This window comes from Sutterella wadsworthensis 2_1_59BFAA (genome assembly GCF_000297775.1).
In the GTDB taxonomy this organism is placed as follows: Bacteria; Pseudomonadota; Gammaproteobacteria; order Burkholderiales; family Burkholderiaceae_F; genus Sutterella; species Sutterella wadsworthensis_A.
The window spans coordinates 204,465-220,844 of record NZ_JH815515.1; the positions used below are offsets into that span (position 1 = coordinate 204,465).

A 16,380-nucleotide genomic window follows, 5' to 3' on the forward strand; every position below is an offset into this window, starting at 1 on the left:
TTCACAATGAGGGTGCAAAAGGCCCCTCCCGGCCCCTATTCGGACGCGGGGAGAGGCCTTTTCGAGGTTCTGGTGACGGTGCGGGAAGGTCAGCCGCGGGCGGCCTTCGCGCGCTCGGCGAGGCGGTCGGCGAGGCCCGAGACGCGCACGGTGCGATTCTCGACGGAGGCGTTGAGGACCCGCTCCGTGCCAAAGATGTCGACGGAGCGCTTGGTGCGGGTGACGCCCGTGTAGAGGAGCTCGCGGGTGGCGAGGCCCGAGGCGGGGTCGGTCGGCAGGAAGACGGCGACCTCGGGGAATTCGGACCCCTGGGACTGGTGGATCGTCATGGCGAAGGCCGTGTCGTGCGCGGGCATGAGCGCGGGCGGCATGCTGCGGTCGGCGTCGAAGAAGACGGCGCGCAGGTCGCCGTGCTCGTCGGGGAGCACGATGCCGACGTCGCCGTTAAAGACGCCGAGGATGTCGTCGTTGCTTCGGATGATGACGGCGCGGCCGGGATAGTTCCAGCGGTCCTCGGCGAAGGTTTTGAAGTCTGCGCCGGCGAGCGCCGTCCTGACCTTAGCCTCGGCCCAGGCGTTGATGCCCTCGACGCTCTGCGGGCCGCGGCGCTGGGCGCACAGCGGCCTGAAGGTCTGGAAGATCTCCCAGAGGGCGCGGCCCGCGGCCTTCAGGTCGTCGGCCTTCGGCTCGGGGCGCGTGACGACGCGCATGTAGTCGATGAGCGCGGCCGTGTAGCGCGAGAAGCGTTCCTCGAGCCACGCGGTGGCAGCGGGCGCCAGGCCGTAACCGCCTTCGCCCTGCGGCATGGCGTCGTCCCAGGCGATGCGCCAGTCAGGGTCGCCGTCGGTCTGCGCGTCGGCCAGCAGGCGCTTGACCGTCGTGCAGGCGGTGGAGCTCGAAATCCCGCCGTCGTGATTGATCGCGGCGGCAAGCTTGGCGATGACGGAGCCTTCGGCGAAGCGGCGGCTCGTCTTGAGGTCGACCGTGCTTGCGGCAAGCGCGCCGTCGGTGGCGGAGATGTCCGCAAAGACGGCGCCCGGTCCCACGGCGGCGAGCTGGTGCTTGTCGCCAAGAATGATCACGCGCGTACTCTCCGAGACCACCTCGAAGAGGCGGGCCGCCAGATGGATGTCGACCATCGAGGCCTCGTCGATGATGAGCACGTCGGCGGGAAGCGGATTGTCCGCCGAGGGCTTCTCGCCCGAAGGCGTCTTCTTGACGAGCCACTTGTGGATCGTGTGCTCCTCGACGCGTCGCGGGGCGCCCTGAGCCGTCTCCTCGGAAACGACCTCCTTCATGCGCGGGAAATTGCCCGCGATCGGGCCCTGGGTCATCGCGACGATCGACTGGCGCATGCGACTCGTGGCCTTGCCCGTCGGAGCGGCAAGATAGATGGAAAGGTCCTTGTTCTCCTCGAGCAGACACTCGAGGATGAGAACCACGGTGGTCGTCTTGCCAGTGCCGGGACCGCCCGAAATCACCGCAAGGCGGTTCTCGAGCGCAAGCCTCACGGCCTTGGTCTGGAGTTCGTCGGCGTGCAGGGCGCCCGTGAGCTTCTCGACGAGCGCGGCCGTCACCTCGGGAAGCGTGCGCGGAGGCTTCGAGGCGATCCGCACGAGCGCAGCCGCAAGGCGCTGCTCCTCGGCGAAGAACCTCGCAAAATAAAGTCGGGAGGTAAGCCCGCCTGCGCCTTCGTCGAGCATGAGGGGCGCCAAGGGGCGCGCGCCCTCTGCGGGTGCACCCGCAGCGGCAAGCCCCCAGCGGGCGAGCTCTTCGAGATGCGCGCGGATGTCCGCGTCGTACGCCTCCTCGTCCTCCCCGACCTCAAGGCCCATGCGGCGCGCAACGTCGAAAAGCCTTACGCAGACGCTGCCGCGGTCGTCGGCGCCCGCGAAGGCGGACGTGACGGCACGCATGAAGACGTGCATGTCCTCGCCGAAGGGCTCGAGCCCCTGCGCCTCGCGCGCACGGTCGGCGATGCGAAGAAGCGACTCGCCGAACTCCGCAAGCTTGGGCGGGAGTGTGCGGCCGGGATCGTTGGTGGTGATGTTCGTCATTTCTGCTCCCATTCAGGCAGGAAGAGTTCGTCAAGGCGGGCGATCCTTTCGGCGCCCACGGGGTCGTATACGACGCCCTGGATGCCTTCGGGGCCTCGCCGGGCATCGGCGCTGACGCCGCGCAGGAACACGTAGCAGGCGCCACCGAGGAGTGAGTCGTCGTAGTCGCGCCCGAGCCTCGCCTTGAGGAAGCGCCTGAGCGCCACAAGGTAGATGAGGTACTGGAGACGGTAGCGGTGCACGCGCATCTCGTCGGACATGACATGCTGCGTGAAGTCGGCCTGCGTCCTCACGAAGCGGGTGATCGCATTGCTCTTCCAGTCGAGAATCCAGAACCTGCCCTTCGCGCCGAACGCAAGGTCGATGAAGCCCGTGAGAAAGCCCGAGAGGTCGTCGTCCGAGAGGTTCGGAATCGCGTACATATCCCCGAACCTCTCAAGCGTATCCTTGAGGTCCGACGCGCTGAGTCCGTCCCGCATGCGCAGGAGGAACGGCATTTCGGAGGCTCGCTCCGTCATCTTCACGTCGCGCAGGCGGATGCCGGGCAGGATCTCGGCGTTGACGACGTCGTAGATCATGCGCGCGGCCTCTCCGACGGCCTTGTCGAGCGAGGCCTCATCGGGGAAGGAGAGGAACTGTTCGATCCGGCTGCGGGCGATGCTGCGGCGCAGCGCATCGGCCTCGGGCGTATCGGGCGCAACTGCGGGAAAGTCGGCGATCTCAAGCATGCCGTGCATCGCGTCACCCGCCTTCGTGCCGCGCGGGAAGGCCAGAATGCCCTCGAGCGGACCGGCCGACTGCTTTGGACCGAACCAGGCGACTTCGTCGTCGGTGACGGAGCGGTTGATGCTTGAGAACGAGCTCACGCGCCACTTCGGCAGGATGGGCTTCGCGTGATCGACGCCGAGATCGGTATCGAGCGCGGGCGGCGCGACCGTAATGTCGTCGGCCGTCTCCGTAAGGAGCGTCTCGATCTCGACGCAGCGCACGCCGGGCAGGCTGCCGAGCTCCCGGAAACTGTCGAGCACGATGTCGCGATCCGGCTCGAGCGAGCCCGTGAGCGCCATGAAGTAGGCGTTCTTCCTGTAATTCCCGTGCCAGCCCGTAGACGTTCTGTTTTGTGGCACCACGAGCACGAGCCGGCACGCCGCACGGGTCATGGCGACGTAGGCAAGGCGCACGAGCTCCTCCTTGCGCTTGACCTTGAGCGCATCGGACTCCTGCACCTCCCCGTGGGTGATCGAGAGCTCCATGCCCGAAGCGTCGCTCTGCTTGAAGACGGAGCGCTTCTCCCCCTTCATGACGGCCATGGACTCGGCACTCGGCAGATAGACGATCGGATACTGCAGGCCCTTGCTCGAGTGAATGGTCTCGACCGTCACGAGGTTCGCGTCGGAGGCAAGGCGCAGGTTGCGCGTCTCGCCGCCCTTTTGCGCCCTGGCGGACTCGAACCAGCTCAGCAGGCCTGCAGGCGTCGCATACTTCCTGCCCGCCTCGTTGAGAAGCTCGATGATGTGCGCGTAGTTCGTGAGGCGCTGCTCGCCGCCCTCGACGGGCAACAGGCGCTCGGCGAGGTGCTCCTCGTCGATGAAGGCCGAGAGCGCAGCCGCCGCACCCGCACGACGCCAGCGGGCGACGCCCGCCTCAAGGCGCTCGCGAAGGTCCGAGCGCGCCTGCTCGTCCTGGTCGCAGAGCTCGGAGAGCGTGGCGGCCATGAGACGGGTCGCCCTGAGCGCCGTGAGCACGCGCTCGACGCCGGGCTCGGCGAAGGCGTGCAGCAGGCAGAGCATGTCGTGCGCCTCCTCGGTCCTGAAGACGTCGTCGTTGCTCTTCATGACGACGCGCACGCCTCGGCGGGCGAGCGCCCGCTTCACATTGTCGACGTGACCGCGCTTCTGCACGAGGATCGCAATGTCGCGGGCCTCGACGGCGCGAAGAGCAATGGTCTTCGCCACGGGCTTCTTCGTCTCGCCGTCCTCGACTTCGATCACGACCGAGCCGATCACATGGTCGTCGGGACCTGCGGCGATCGCAGCCCTGCCGTCGCGCCCGAGCGTGATGAGTCGGGCGATGTCGTCGGCAACAGAGCGGGCCGTCGCAACGTTCATCGCGTCCTTGCCCTCAAGCCCTTCCTCGGTGTACCAGATTTCAAATACGTCCGCCTCGCGCCAGATCCCATCCTCGTCGAGCAGGAAGAGGCCCGTGCGGTCGACCTTCGCATCGACGGGCTTGTAGGCGAGGTCGTGGCGCAGGAAGGCGTCGGGACCCGCGATCGAGAAGAACCGGTTGACCGCCTCGACGAGCTTCGGGCAGGAGCGGAAGTTGCGTCCGAGGCGGCTGTGGCGACTGATGAGCTTGCGCGCACGCATGTAGGTGTCGAGGTCGGCCGAGCGGAAGCTGTAGATGGCCTGCTTCGGGTCGCCCACGAAGAAGAGCGCGCGGGGCTTGTCCGCCGAGCGCTCGCTCTTCGGGATCTCGAGGAAGAGCTTCCTGAAGATGGCAAACTGCACGGGGTCCGTGTCCTGGAACTCGTCGATCAGCACGCCCCTGTAAGTGTTCCTGATGCCGGCCACAAAGGCGCCCGTGGCATCGTCGCGCAGCGTGAGCCACATCTCGGCGAGCAGGTCGTCGTAGGTCGCGAGCCTCCTGGCGCGCTTGAGGGCGCGAAGCGCCGCAGGCGCGGTGCCGATGAAGCGCTCGAGCCATTCGCGGGGCAGCGGCTCGACATCGTCGGGAATGACGCGCTTTGCCAGATCTTCGGGCAGGCCGGCCAGCGTTCTGAGCTTTTCCGCCCAGTCGTCGCCCTGCATAAGCAGGCGACGCTCGTCGGCCGACGTGCAGGCGTCGAGTTCGCGTCGCAGGAAGGACTCCGTCACCTCGTCGCGCAGGGCTGCGTCGTCGTCCGAGAGCTCCGTATCGAAGTTCCCCGCCGACGTGAAGACGTGTTCGGAGAGCATCTTCTGGCAGAAGCCGTGAATCGTGTTGATGGCCGAGTCGTCAAAGCGCGCAAGCGATTCGCGCAGGCGCTTGACGGCATCCTCGTCGCTGATGGACATGCCACGCCAGATCTCCACCTGCCTCACGACGAGGGGATCGACGTCCTCGGCGGCGTAGATGCCCGTCAGATAGCTGTGCGTCTCGGCAAGATGCTCGCGGATGCGGCTCTTGAGCTCCGCCGTGGCCGCCTTCGTGAAGGTCACGACGAGAAGACTGTTGATCGGGATCTCCTGCTCGACGATCAGCCTGAGCACCAGATGCTTGATCGAGAAGGTCTTGCCCGTGCCCGCAGACGCCTCAAGAAGCGTCGGAACGGTGAGGTCGGCCTTCTCCACCACGAAGCCGTCGCTGTCGGCGGACTTCACGGCGAGGGACTCCTCATGCTCAGGTTCGGACGCGGGAGCGTCGTCGAAGAAATCGTCGGGGACGCAGGATTCCTGCGCAGCCGCGCAGTCCTCGACGTCCGCACACGACGGCACATCGTCGCAGTACTCGGGCACGGCGTCGCAGGCGGCCGCAGCGTCGCCGTCATTGAGTTCCGAAAGCGGCGGCACCGCTTCGAAACGGGAATTCGTGTCTTTAGTCATCTTGCTGGTCATCCTGCGTCGGTTCAGCCATGGCCTTGAGGGCCTCGTCCACCTTTTCTTCAAAAGCGGCCACCAGTTTTTCGTCCTGTGTCTTCTTGAGCAGCTTCTTCTTGAAAAGCTCGAAGCGCATCTTGCGCCTTTCGTCCGCAACCCTGCGCATCCTGTCTAAGTCGCCTCCGCGCCAGAGAATGAGGTCGGCGGACTCGTCCTCCTCCCCATAATCACCGAACGTGTCGACGCCCTGGGCGGCCGAAGCCGCCGCAGCGAGACAGGGCCTGAGCAGGGCGCGGAGGATCCTGCGCGCCTCATCGGCCGAATAGGCCTTGAAGGCGATCGTCACGAGCTTCTCGGGATTGGTGTCGTCCTTGGGCTCCTTCACGCCGTTGCCGAGCTCTTTGGTCCAGCCCGCGATGATTGCGCCCTCGTCGACGCGCTCAAGCGCGCAAGCCGCGATGAATTCGGTGAAGGCCAGCGTCACGGGGTTGCCCGTGCCCTTCGAAACCGTCGCGCGCACGAAGCGGCGCACGTCGCCGGACTCGTACACGCCCCTGAGGCGCATCGTCACGCGGGGGAAGCCCTCGCCGAGGTCGATCTCGAGATCCTCCTCGGGCAGCTCCCTGCCGACGGCGGCCTCGATCCTGAGCTCCTCGACCCTGGCCGCATAGGCGGCCGCGTCCTCGCTGAGCCAGTCGCGAATGCCCTCGGCTCCGAACCTCGGATCGCAGGCGGTGCGCCTGAGCCAGTTCGCGCAGTCGCCCGACGCAGCGGCCTCGAGGGCCTCGTTCCTGCGCATCCAGCTCGAGAGTCCGTCATCGGGCGGCATCATGCCGCGCTCGTCGTCGCCTGCCTCGTCCGGAAGCCTGACGCCGGCCGCAGCCAGCGTCTTCCTGGCAGGCGCCTTCCAGAAGTCGCAGATCTCGCGCACCGAGACTTCGGTGCGCCTGAAGACCTCGAGGCCAGTATCGGCGAACTTCTGCTCGGTCGCGGCGTAGCCCGCCGACACGGCCTTCCTGAGCGCCTCGAAAAGAGCGGGATCATGGCTTCGCCAGCCCCTGCCCGCATCGCGGAAGCTCTCGGTCGAATAGGCGTTGAGCGGCACGTTGACGGTGAGGAGCGCCTCTGCGCGGCGGCGTTCGGCGCGGCCCGGCGCAAAGGTGAGCAGCCATTCTCGAAGCTCCTGCGCGACCACGGATGGCTGGCGCTCGGCCGAACCCGCACCCGTTCCGCAGACGTACGAGATGAGGAGCGTCCTTCTCGCGGCGAGCAGGATGTCGAGGAAGACGTTGCGGTTGTCGCGGCGGCTGTCGCGGTCCCCGCGGCGGGCTGCATGCGCCATGAGGTCGAACTCCTGGCGGTGCGGATTGCCGGGGAAGGCGCAGTCCTCGTTGAGACCCACGACGGCGATGATCTTGTAGGGAAGCGGACGCAGCTGCGACATGCCCGTGAAGGTGACGCGGGGCGTCGGCATGCCGCCGCCGGGCGAGGTCTCCTGGGCAAGTTCGAGGCTCTTCATGAAGATGCCGAACGGAATTTCGGTCACGCCCGCGCGCTCGATCTCCTCGCGCAACGTGGCGGCCGCGTTGCGGATGCGGTTGAAGGCCCCGCCCTCGTCATCCCTGAAGAAAACGGCGGTTGCGTCAGCGAGCCACGTCGTCCAGGCCTCGGGGGCCGCAGCCTTCTCGGTGCGCAGCCTGAAGCCCTCGAGCGAGGCGGCGAGCCTGCTCACGGCGTCGAGCAGTCCGGGCTCCTCGCTCACGTCCTTCCAGCCGTCCTCCTCGGTGCCCCTGACGGGCAGCGTGTCAAAGAGCGGATCGCCTTCGGAGGCGGGCAGCGCAAAGCCCATCACGAGGCGCTCGACGGCGCGCGAGAGCGTCATGTCCCTGACGTTCGCATGGGTGACGGGATCGAGATTGCGCAGGTGCGCGTCGGAAAGACCGTAGCGGTAGCCCGCGGCGCGAAGCCAGGTGCCGAGCATCGGCACCGTCTCGGACGTGAAGCCGAAGCGCTTCGCAACATGCGGGAGCGCAATCCAAGCCTCGAACGACTCGAGCGTGGCGCGGCCCGTGACGAGCTCAACGAGTCCGAGCACGGCCTGAGCCGCCTTGTCGGCCTCGAAGCCCGAAAGGCCCGAGATGCGCCATTCGATGCGGCGCTCGGGCGGCAGGCTGTCGAAGACGTTGGCGATGAGCGGCGCGGCGGTCGAGATGTCGGGCGTCACGACGAGCACGTCGTCGGGACCGAGTCCGGGATCGGCCGCAAACTGCGCGTGCAGCCAGTCGGCAAGCGCCTCAAGCTCGCGCGTGGGCGTGGGCGAGCGCATGAAGCGGATCGAGCGGTCGTCCTCGCGAAAGAGCGGCGCGCCTCCTCCCGTCTTCTTGAGATCCGCATCAAGGTTCAGGATCGAGTCCTGCACGCGGGAGAGAAGATCGGTGCTGTTCCGCTCGATGTAGTAGCTGTCGTTGGCAACGGCCATGTCGGCACGGATCTCCTGATGCCGGCCCGCATATCCCTTGAGGAAGTCCGACGACAGGAACCTACGGGTTCCCTGCGGCAGACGACTGACGGTGTCCTCATCGAGCTCCTCGGACACGCCGAGTTCCGAAAGGCCCGCAGCCGTGTCAGGCGCGGCCGTGAATCGCCAGATTCGGTCGATGTTGGCGCGGGTCGACCCGCCGTTGTCGGCAAGAAGCGGATGTCCGTCGAGCTCGGCGCCCTCGGGGGCGTTCTTCCAGTCGAAGAGCCTGCGCGGCAGAAGGTCGTACCAGTATTCGCTCGTGGGATTGAGAAGATAGAACCAGACGTCGCGCCCCGAGGCCGCATAGGCCTTGATGATCGGCAGCATGACGGGCGGCACGACGAAAGGCACGAACACGTGCAGCGCATCGGGAAGCGTCACGGTGAAGTCGTTCTCGAGCTTCACGCGCTTAGAGCCGCCGCTCGCGGCGAGGCGGCGGAGCATGTCGGGGAAGCCCTCGAGGAAGCGGCGTCCGCGCCAGGACGGGCGGCTCGCGAGCTCGCGCCAGAGGTCGCGCTGCCATGCAAAGTCGGGATGGCGCTCAAGCACCTTCTGCTCTGTCGTGCGTGCGTCCGTGTCGTTGAGCATCTCGGGATGCATGCCCAGCCAGTCGAGGACCCAGTCGAGACGATAGGTCGAATAGACGACGAACACCTCGGCGATGCGCCTCGCCAGATGCCAGACGTCCTCGTCGCTCCTGCCCTCGAGATAGTGGCGCAGGCGCTCGCGACCCGGGCCCTCGCGGAAGCTCCCAGACCCCGTGCGGCGCAACAGGTCCCAGATCATCCAGTCGGCCTCGTTGCCGACGATGTTGGCCATGGGCTCCTTGGAGAAGAAGCCCATCCAGGAGGAGAGCTTCATGAAGTCGATGCCCGCGCAGATGCCGTCGCGGTCGGCAACGGCGCGGCGGAGGTCCTCCTCAACCGCGTTGTTGGGCGTGATGACGGGCACTTTCTCGAAGGCGCGCTCGAAAAGACTGGCGCCGCCCGACCCGCCTGTGGAGACGCCGAGCGCCTCGATGTTGTTCATGAGGCAGACGCGCAAGACCTCGTAGCTGTTGCTGTAGACGGTGTGGATCATGTCTGGAGGATCGCTTGAAACAGGAATGAGTTCATTCTAGCGGGTGTTGACAAAAGACCCGCCCCTCATGCCACGATACGCGCCCGTGCGTCATTATGTGACGCACACGGACGTGCTTCGCGGATGTGAAGAGGCCGCCGGCGCATGAAAGCGGCAGGCGGCCCGGGGAAAATGCAAACGAAAGGCCGCGCCTTCCGTTCCTTCCGTTTTCAGTTACTTGCGAACGGCGTACTTGTCGGCGAGCTTTTCGAAGTAGGCGGGCACGGCGGGATCGGCCCAGTCAACGAAGCCGCGCACGAAGCCCACGAGGTGGCCGTGGCCGTCGAGGACGAAGAAGCCGGGCAGCACGTCGGCGGGAAGCGTCGCGGGAATGACGAGGTCGGGATCATGCCAGGAGGTGAAGGTCTCGGGGAGCTTCGTCTTCTTCACGAACTTCGTCACGCGCTTCGGGTTCTTGTCGAGCGAGATGGAAACGAAGCGGATGCGGCTCTCGGGCTTGTTGTACTTCGCCTGGAATTCGGCCATGAGCGGCGCGCTGCGCTGGCAGGTGGCGCTCCAGGAACCCCAGACGTCGACGATCACGAGCTTGTCCTTGAACTGCGAAAGCGACTGCGGATTGCCTGCGAGGTCCTTGTAGCCGTCGAGCGGGAAGCCGCGGGCGGTGCGGAACTCGATGAAGTCGCGGGCGACAAGGGGCTTTTCGGCGATGGGCTGGCCGTTCTTCTCGAACTTCTGGTTGAAGGCGGGAAGCGCGGCCGAGGCGCACTGGGCGCCGATCACGAAGGCGAGCGCGATCAGGGCTTTCTTGAACATGTCGGTGAATCTCCTCTCTGAATGCTGTCTGTCGATTCTGTCTTTTGAATTCCGAGGCTGGACGAGGCGTCTCAGGCCCTGTCGGCCTTGGCACCCTTCCTGCGCATGCGCGCGGCGAGGAAGAGCCCGCAGGCGCCGAGCGCTACCCAGGGCGCGGCCCAGAGGGCGGCGGTGCCCGCGTTCATGTCGGGCTCGTAGCGGATCTGCTCGCCGTAGCGGGCGACCATGAAGTCGAAGATCTGCTCGCGGGTTTCGCCCGCGCGCAGCTTTTCGTAGATGACGCCCTTGAGCTCGTTGGCGATGGCGCTCTCGCTGTCGTAGAGCGTGAGGTTGGGCGAGACTGGGCAGCGGAGCACCTTGGAGATGCTCACGGCCTCCTTCTGAAGCTCGGCCCCCGTAAGCGGCTTCGTCTCGGCGGCGAGGAGCGGCGCGGCGAGCATCATGCCCGTCTCGAGCGCTGCCGTTCTCACGAGGGTCCTGCGTGTCATGAAGATCATTTGGAAGGAGCCTCCAACTCCTGCGCCGCCGTCTCGGTTTCGCGACGGCGCGTGAAGAGAATGATGAGCGCGGCCAGAATCATGACGGCGCCGCCGCCCCAAATCCAGCCGGCGAGCGGCTTGATGGAGAGCCTGACGAGCCACTCGGTGTCGGTGAGCTTGTTGCCCATCGAGACATAGTAGTCGCGCAGGAAGCCGTGGTCGATGCCGGCTGCGGACATCTGCATGCCGTTGGCGACGAAGGTCTGGCGCTCGGGCCTGAGCGTCGTGATGAGGGACTCGTCGTCAAGCCTGAGCACCTCGATCACGCCCTGCTGTCCGAAGTAGGAGTGGTTGTTGACGAAGCGCGTCTCCGTATAGACGAAGACCACGTCGTCGACGGGCTTGCCGAGGCCGGGCCCCATGCGCACGAGCGCCTCGCTCTCGTACTGCTCGACGCCGACCGCACCCGCAATGGAGACGGCGATGCCCACGTGCGCGAGCAGCGCGGCAAGGCTCATGCGGCGGGCCGGGAAAGGCAGGCAGTGCGAGACGGCCGTGACGACGAGCCAGACGGCGGCCGCGACCGCAAAGCCCGTCATGACGGGCGAGCGCGGGTCGGTGAGGAGCGCGACGGCTGCGCCTGCGGCGACGGAGGCCGCTGCGCAGACGGCCCAGCGGACCGGATTCCTGAGGCCGAGCTGGGCGGCGCCCGCGAGCGCCGCGGCGATGAGAGTCATCGGCGCGAAGAAGTTGTTGAAGTACGGCGCGCCGACCGTCAGCGTGCGGCCCGCGAAGACCTCGTATCCAAGCGGATAGAGCGTGCCGAAGAGCACCGCGAAGGCGGCGGCCATCAACAGGAACACGGCGCCCGTCATCAGGGCGTCCGAGCCGTTCATCGGCGCCTCCTCGGTCCTGCAGACAGGCTCGATGCGCGCGCAGTAGAGGAAGGCGGCGGGCACGAGCAGCACAATGGCGAGCACCTGAAGCGCGATCCCGCGGCCCGGATCCGTCGCGAACGCATGCACGGACTGCATGGCGCCCGAGCGCACGAGGAAGGTGCCGAGCAGGCAGAGCGCGAAGCCCACGAGCGTGAGGAAGACGGTGAGGCGCCTGAGTTGCCCTCGCCTTCTCGTCTGGATGAGCGCGTGCATGAGCGCGGTGGTCGTCAGCCACGGAATGAAGGACGCGTTCTCAACGGGATCCCAGAACCACCAGCCGCCCCAGCCGAGCTCGTTGTAGGCCCACCAGGATCCGAGCATGTTGCCCGCCGTCAGGAAGCCCCAGGTGACGATCGAAAGACGCGTCGTGAAGTCGATGGCCGTCTTCGACCAGCGGCCCGAAAGCAGCAGCGCGCACATGGCCGCGAACATCAGCGCCAGGCCCGCATAGCCCATGAAGAGCACGGGCGGATGCAGGATCATGCCGATGTCCTGCAGGATGGGATTGAGGTCACGACCGTCGGGCGGCACCATCGGCAGGTTGCGCAGGAACGGATTCGACGTGAAGAGCAGGAACGCGCAGAAGCCCGCGAGCACCGCAAGCATCAGCCCCTGAAGCCGCGCCGTGAAGAGCCTGTCGGCGCACCGGACGAAGCCCGCCCCGGCCGTGCCGACCGCCATGAGCCAGATCCAGAGGAGCATCGAGCCTTCGTGCGAGCCCCAGAGGGCCGCGGCCTTGTAGGCGGGCGCGAGCTTGGTGTTCGAGTGATTTGCGACGTAGGCGACGGAGAAATCGTCGGTCAGGAAGGCCCAGACGAGCGCGGCCGTCGAAAGCGTGAGCATGAGCGCCGTCAGAAGAGACGCAGGGCGGCTGAAGCCCGCATAGAAGTCGTCGCCCCTTCGAATGCCGTAGAAGACCACGGCGGGTGCAAGGAGCGCCGTCATGGCGGCGATGATGAGCAGGAAGTGGCCGAGTTCGGGGATCACTTTGGATGTCCTGATGGTTGGTCTGGTCGGATGTATGCAGACTGGAATTTAACGCGCAAACCTGCACTGAGGCTTAAGACGGCTTCCGGTCCGAGGGCCTGCGAAACGCCCGTCGTGCCTGCCGTACAAACTGCAGCGGCACGACCGGCGATTCCTGTTCGTGACCCGGACGACCTTCTGCGGAGCTTATAGCCTGCGGACGGCGAGCGTCCTTGCGCAGATCGCGAAGAGCACCGCAATCCATGCGGCGAGAATGCCCGAGAGGACCGCAGCGGACGGCACCTCGAAGGAGAGGACACCGATCACGGACTGGTTGAGAAGCCTGAAGACGCTCGCGGGATTGGCGAGCATGAGGGCCGTCAATGTTCCGCGGCCGAGCACGTCCGCACCCGCAACCGTCACGACAAGAAGACCGAGGTCGTAGAGAAGCACGGCGACGAACCAGACGACGAGCAGAAGCGCGAGGGCCTGCGCCTTGTGACGAACCGAAAGGCTCACCCAGTAGGCGGCGAGCATGAAGAGGAGTCCGAGCGCCCACCCGCTCAGAACGAGCACGCAGAGAGACGAAAGCAACTCACCCATGCCGTAGGGCACCGGCAGGAAGGCCTGGATGAGCGGCAGGACCGCAAAGCCCAGCACGAGAACGAGAAGGAGCGCCGCCCCCTGCCCGAGCGCCTTGCCTGCGAGCCACTGAAGGCGCGAGAGCGGATAGGTGAGCATCAGAAGAAGCGTGCCCGACTCCGCCTCGCCCACGAAGGCGTCGTAGGAGAGGAGCAGCGCGAGAAGCGGCAGCAGGAAGACCGTGAGGCTCAGGAGCGAGTTCATCACGGAAGGCAGCGGCTGGTACTGAAGCGTGCCGCCGATGGCGGCCGTGCCGAAGAAGACGGCCAGACCCAGAATCGCGAAGAGCGCGCTTCCGAAGACGAGCCAGCGGCTTCTCAAGCAGTCGCGGAACTCCTTGCCCGCCACGATGGAGACGGTGGCGAGGGCGCCGATGCGGGAGCCGGTGCCGATGGCGGATGAAGTGCTAGAAGTCATTACAGTTCCTCCACGGGCACGTCCAGAACGAAGTGCGCGAAGATCATGCCCAGATCCGCCTTGCGAAGCTGGAAGTCGTAGACGCCGTGCGCCTCGGTGAGGCGCCTGACGACGCGGGCGACGTCGCCCTCGGGAACGGCGAGACGCGTGCCGCGCACGTAGGGCGCGAGCTCGGGGTCGGCAAGCGCGTCGCCGCTGCCGACGTTCGTGATGAGCGCGGGCAGCGCGGCCTTGGCGCGCAGGTCCTCAAGCGTGCCGCTGCCGCGGCACTCGCCTGTGGCCAGAAGCAGCACCTGGTCGAGATAGGGTTCGACGAGCGCAAGCTCGTGCGTGCAGACGACGACGGCGCAGCCCGCGTCGCGAAGCGCGGAGAGCTCGCGGTACATGAGGGACGAGGCGGCGGGGTCGAGGCCCACGGTCGGCTCGTCGAGCATCAGAAGGCGCGGGCGGGTGAGAAGCGCCTGTGCAAGGCCGAGGCGCTGGCGCTGGCCCTTCGAGCACTGGCCGAGGCGCTGGCGCAGCACGACACCGAGCCCGAGCTCCTCGACGAGCTCGTCGATGCGCGGGCGCGCGACGCCCTTGAGGCCCGCGAAGTAGCGGAGATGCTCCTCGACGGTCATGGCGTCGTAGAAGCTCACGTTCTCGGGCAGGTAGCCCACGTCAAGGGGCGAGGCGCCCGGCGCACCGCCGAGCACCTCGAGCCTGCCCGAAGCGGGCTTGAGAAGGCCGAGGATCAGCTTGATGAGGGTCGACTTGCCTGCGCCGTTGTGACCGATGAGGCCGAGAAGCCTTCCCGGAGCGAGCTCGAAGCCGATCCTGTTGAGGACGGTCCTGTCGCCGCGGCGGAAGACGAGGTCGTCGCATGTGATGGCGTTCATTTGGCAGGCTCCTTGTTCTTCGCGTTGTCTGTCTTGATTTCGTGCACGTCGGGGCCGACGGGCGGGCGCACGAGCGGGTGGGAGTCGGTAACGCCCTTGCCGCGGTCGATTTCAAACTGGCTGGCGAGCCACCTGAGGAGCGCCGTCACGGGGCTGTCCATCAGGAAGCGGGCCTCGGGATAGATCCAGAAGATGCGGTCGAGGCTGTCGTTGGGCTGATAGGCGCGGTCGGAGATGCCGTCATGGTCGACGTCCCAACCGAGGTTCGTGCTCCAGTAGTTGCCGCGACCCTCGAAGCTCCACTCGAGCGGCGTCTCGCCCACGTAGCGGACCTGGATCTGATTGTCGACGAAGGCGTTGTCCCAGAGGACGTTGCCCTCGCCGCCCAGGGCGACGCCGATGCCGATGTCGCTTTCGGCGATCCAGTTGCGGGTTACGCGGCTCTTGCCGGGACCGTAGATGAAGATGCCCTTCCCTTCATTGTCGAGCGCCGCGCGTCCCTTGGAATTGTGCACGCCCTCGACGGTGTTCTCCTCGACGAGGCAGCCGTCGGCCACGTTGAGGAGGATGCCGAACTCGATGTTGCGCGAGCTGTAGCTCTTCGTGAGCGTCACGCGGTCGCTGCTCATGAGGGCGTAGCCGCCTCGCACGCCCACGGCGCGGTTGCCCGTGGCGGTGCAGTCGCGCGTGTACATGTAGTGGATGCCGTACTGGGCGCCCGTGAAGTAGTTGAAGTCGGACTTCGCGGCGTCGACGTTTTCGAGGTAGTAGCCGTCGCGCACGTTGCGAAGCGAATTGTGGTTGAGGCGCGCGTTCTTCACGTAGGAGAGGAAGATGCCGTCGCCGCGGTCGAGTACGTGGCGGGCCGCGTCGCCCTCAATCGTGCAGCCCTCGACCACGAGGGCGTTCATGCGGTCGGCCCTGACGCCGAAGCCCGGGCCCTGAAGCGTGAGGTTGACGAGCTCGGTGCCGTCGGCGCCGTCGCCCACCATCACGCCCGCGTCGCGCGCATAAAGGTCGCCCCCGTAGTTGCGCACGGTGAGGTTCTCGATCCTGACCTTCGGGACGCGGACGATGAAGCCCGAGCCCCGACCGCCCGCGTCGATGACGGCGCCCTGCTCGCCCCGCACGGTGACGCGCGAGAAGATTTCGAGCGGAGCCTCGAGTTCGTAGACGCCCTTCTTGATCACGATCTCGTCGCCGTCCTCGGCCTCGATGACGGCGTTGTCAAGCTCGGCGAAGTCGGAGACCTCGAAGGTGCGCGCCTGCGCCCCGAGGGCGAGGCCCGAGAGGGCCGTGCAAAGGAGAAGCCGCGCAAATGCGTTCATGCCGGGCTTCCTCAGTCAAGGCGCTTGAGGGTGATTTCCTCGTACTTGTAGACCTGGCCGCCCCACTTTGCGATAAAGGCGTCGGCCCTGGACTTTTCGGTGAAGGCGACGGGTTCGTCCCCCATCACGCCCTCGCGGCCGTGGCCGTAGACGTACATGGCGGAAGCCGCGAGCACGAGCGCGTCGTCGGCGGGCGTCTCCCAGGAGGTCTTGCCGAGGTCGTGGATGAAGAAGGCGAGAAGCCTGCGCTGGTTCTCGGGCTGGAGCGCGTAGGTGAAGGCGTCGCGACCGCTGCAGAACATGAGCGGTGTGTCTTCTGCGCCCTTGATGATGATCTGGGCCTTGGGGCCCTCGTAGTGTGCAAGGACCATGCCGCAGAGATGGCAGCGGTCGTGCTTGGTGAAGGGGACAGGCGAGTAGGTCTTCTTCGAGGCCTCATCGCCGCATCCTGCAAGCAGGACGGCCGCGAGAGCCGCAGCGCAGGCGGCCGCGGCGGTCTTCAACATCTTCTTCTGCATCGTCATTGCACGCTCCTCATATGGTTGGCGGAAAGCTTCGGGGAAAAATCCAATCGTACGACGTTCTCGAACGATGCGTTCGAAAATGCGGACGGGTCTCCTGATAAAAAAACGGCCCGTTGACGGGCTCGGGGGAATTCTCGATTTTTTCTCAGCCATCTGCCC

General features: G+C 66.3%; 10 protein-coding genes. All 10 read right to left on the bottom strand.

What is annotated here, in order from left to right:
- Window positions 1-89: 89 nt before the first annotated feature.
- The 10 genes from recD to HMPREF9465_RS05150 all read right to left on the bottom strand — a co-directional run bounded on the left by recD (window position 90) and on the right by HMPREF9465_RS05150 (window position 16,221).
- Window positions 90-2,057 (bottom strand): exodeoxyribonuclease V subunit alpha, encoded by a 1,968-nt coding sequence (gene recD / locus HMPREF9465_RS05105; protein WP_005434737.1) that lies wholly within the window; start codon window positions 2,055-2,057, stop codon window positions 90-92.
- Window positions 2,054-5,641 carry a UvrD-helicase domain-containing protein gene (locus HMPREF9465_RS05110; protein WP_005434738.1) on the bottom strand — a complete coding sequence of 1,196 codons (3,588 nt, stop codon included), beginning with the start codon at window positions 5,639-5,641 and terminating at the stop codon, window positions 2,054-2,056. The genes recD and HMPREF9465_RS05110 overlap by 4 nt, the downstream gene beginning before the upstream one ends.
- Window positions 5,634-9,236, bottom strand: a complete 3,603-nt coding sequence (locus tag HMPREF9465_RS05115; protein ID WP_005434739.1) for an exodeoxyribonuclease V subunit gamma — start codon at window positions 9,234-9,236, stop codon at window positions 5,634-5,636. The genes HMPREF9465_RS05110 and HMPREF9465_RS05115 overlap by 8 nt, the downstream gene beginning before the upstream one ends.
- Window positions 9,237-9,449: 213 nt before the next feature.
- Complete coding sequence (locus HMPREF9465_RS05120) at window positions 9,450-10,049, bottom strand: TlpA family protein disulfide reductase (RefSeq protein WP_005434740.1); 600 nt, start codon at window positions 10,047-10,049, stop codon at window positions 9,450-9,452.
- A 71-nt stretch (window positions 10,050-10,120) separates the two neighbouring features.
- Complete coding sequence (locus tag HMPREF9465_RS05125; RefSeq protein ID WP_005434741.1) at window positions 10,121-10,546, bottom strand: cytochrome c-type biogenesis protein; 426 nt, start codon at window positions 10,544-10,546, stop codon at window positions 10,121-10,123.
- Window positions 10,543-12,453, bottom strand: coding sequence for a heme lyase CcmF/NrfE family subunit (locus HMPREF9465_RS05130; RefSeq protein WP_005434742.1), 1,911 nt, complete (start codon window positions 12,451-12,453; stop codon window positions 10,543-10,545). Before HMPREF9465_RS05130 ends, HMPREF9465_RS05125 begins: the two co-directional genes overlap by 4 nt.
- A gap of 186 nt (window positions 12,454-12,639) precedes the next feature.
- Window positions 12,640-13,491, bottom strand: coding sequence for an ABC transporter permease subunit (locus HMPREF9465_RS05135; RefSeq protein ID WP_005434743.1), 852 nt, complete (start codon window positions 13,489-13,491; stop codon window positions 12,640-12,642).
- Complete coding sequence (locus tag HMPREF9465_RS05140; protein ID WP_005434744.1) at window positions 13,491-14,369, bottom strand: ABC transporter ATP-binding protein; 879 nt, start codon at window positions 14,367-14,369, stop codon at window positions 13,491-13,493. Before HMPREF9465_RS05140 ends, HMPREF9465_RS05135 begins: the two co-directional genes overlap by 1 nt.
- On the bottom strand, window positions 14,366-15,697 hold the full coding sequence (gene nosD, locus HMPREF9465_RS05145) for a nitrous oxide reductase family maturation protein NosD (protein WP_005434745.1): 1,332 nt from the start codon (window positions 15,695-15,697) through the stop codon (window positions 14,366-14,368). The genes HMPREF9465_RS05140 and nosD overlap by 4 nt, the downstream gene beginning before the upstream one ends.
- Window positions 15,698-15,708: 11 nt before the next feature.
- Window positions 15,709-16,221: a nitrous oxide reductase accessory protein NosL gene (locus HMPREF9465_RS05150; RefSeq protein ID WP_005434746.1), complete on the bottom strand. Its 513-nt coding sequence runs from the start codon at window positions 16,219-16,221 to the stop codon at window positions 15,709-15,711.
- Between the last annotated feature and the right edge of the window lie 159 nt (window positions 16,222-16,380).

Bases quoted from the DNA above. Each gene is read 5' to 3' on its own strand.
- HMPREF9465_RS05140 (WP_005434744.1), bottom strand. From the start codon at position 14,369: ATGAACGCCATCACATGCGACGACCTCGTCTTCCGCCGCGGCGACAGG.
- HMPREF9465_RS05125 (WP_005434741.1), bottom strand. From the start codon at position 10,546: ATGATCTTCATGACACGCAGGACCCTCGTGAGAACGGCAGCGCTCGAG.
- nosD (WP_005434745.1), bottom strand. From the start codon at position 15,697: ATGAACGCATTTGCGCGGCTTCTCCTTTGCACGGCCCTCTCGGGCCTC.
- HMPREF9465_RS05120 (WP_005434740.1), bottom strand. From the start codon at position 10,049: ATGTTCAAGAAAGCCCTGATCGCGCTCGCCTTCGTGATCGGCGCCCAG.
- HMPREF9465_RS05150 (WP_005434746.1), bottom strand. From the start codon at position 16,221: ATGACGATGCAGAAGAAGATGTTGAAGACCGCCGCGGCCGCCTGCGCT.
- HMPREF9465_RS05115 (WP_005434739.1), bottom strand. From the start codon at position 9,236: ATGATCCACACCGTCTACAGCAACAGCTACGAGGTCTTGCGCGTCTGC.
- HMPREF9465_RS05135 (WP_005434743.1), bottom strand. From the start codon at position 13,491: ATGACTTCTAGCACTTCATCCGCCATCGGCACCGGCTCCCGCATCGGC.
- recD (WP_005434737.1), bottom strand. From the start codon at position 2,057: ATGACGAACATCACCACCAACGATCCCGGCCGCACACTCCCGCCCAAG.
- HMPREF9465_RS05110 (WP_005434738.1), bottom strand. From the start codon at position 5,641: ATGACTAAAGACACGAATTCCCGTTTCGAAGCGGTGCCGCCGCTTTCG.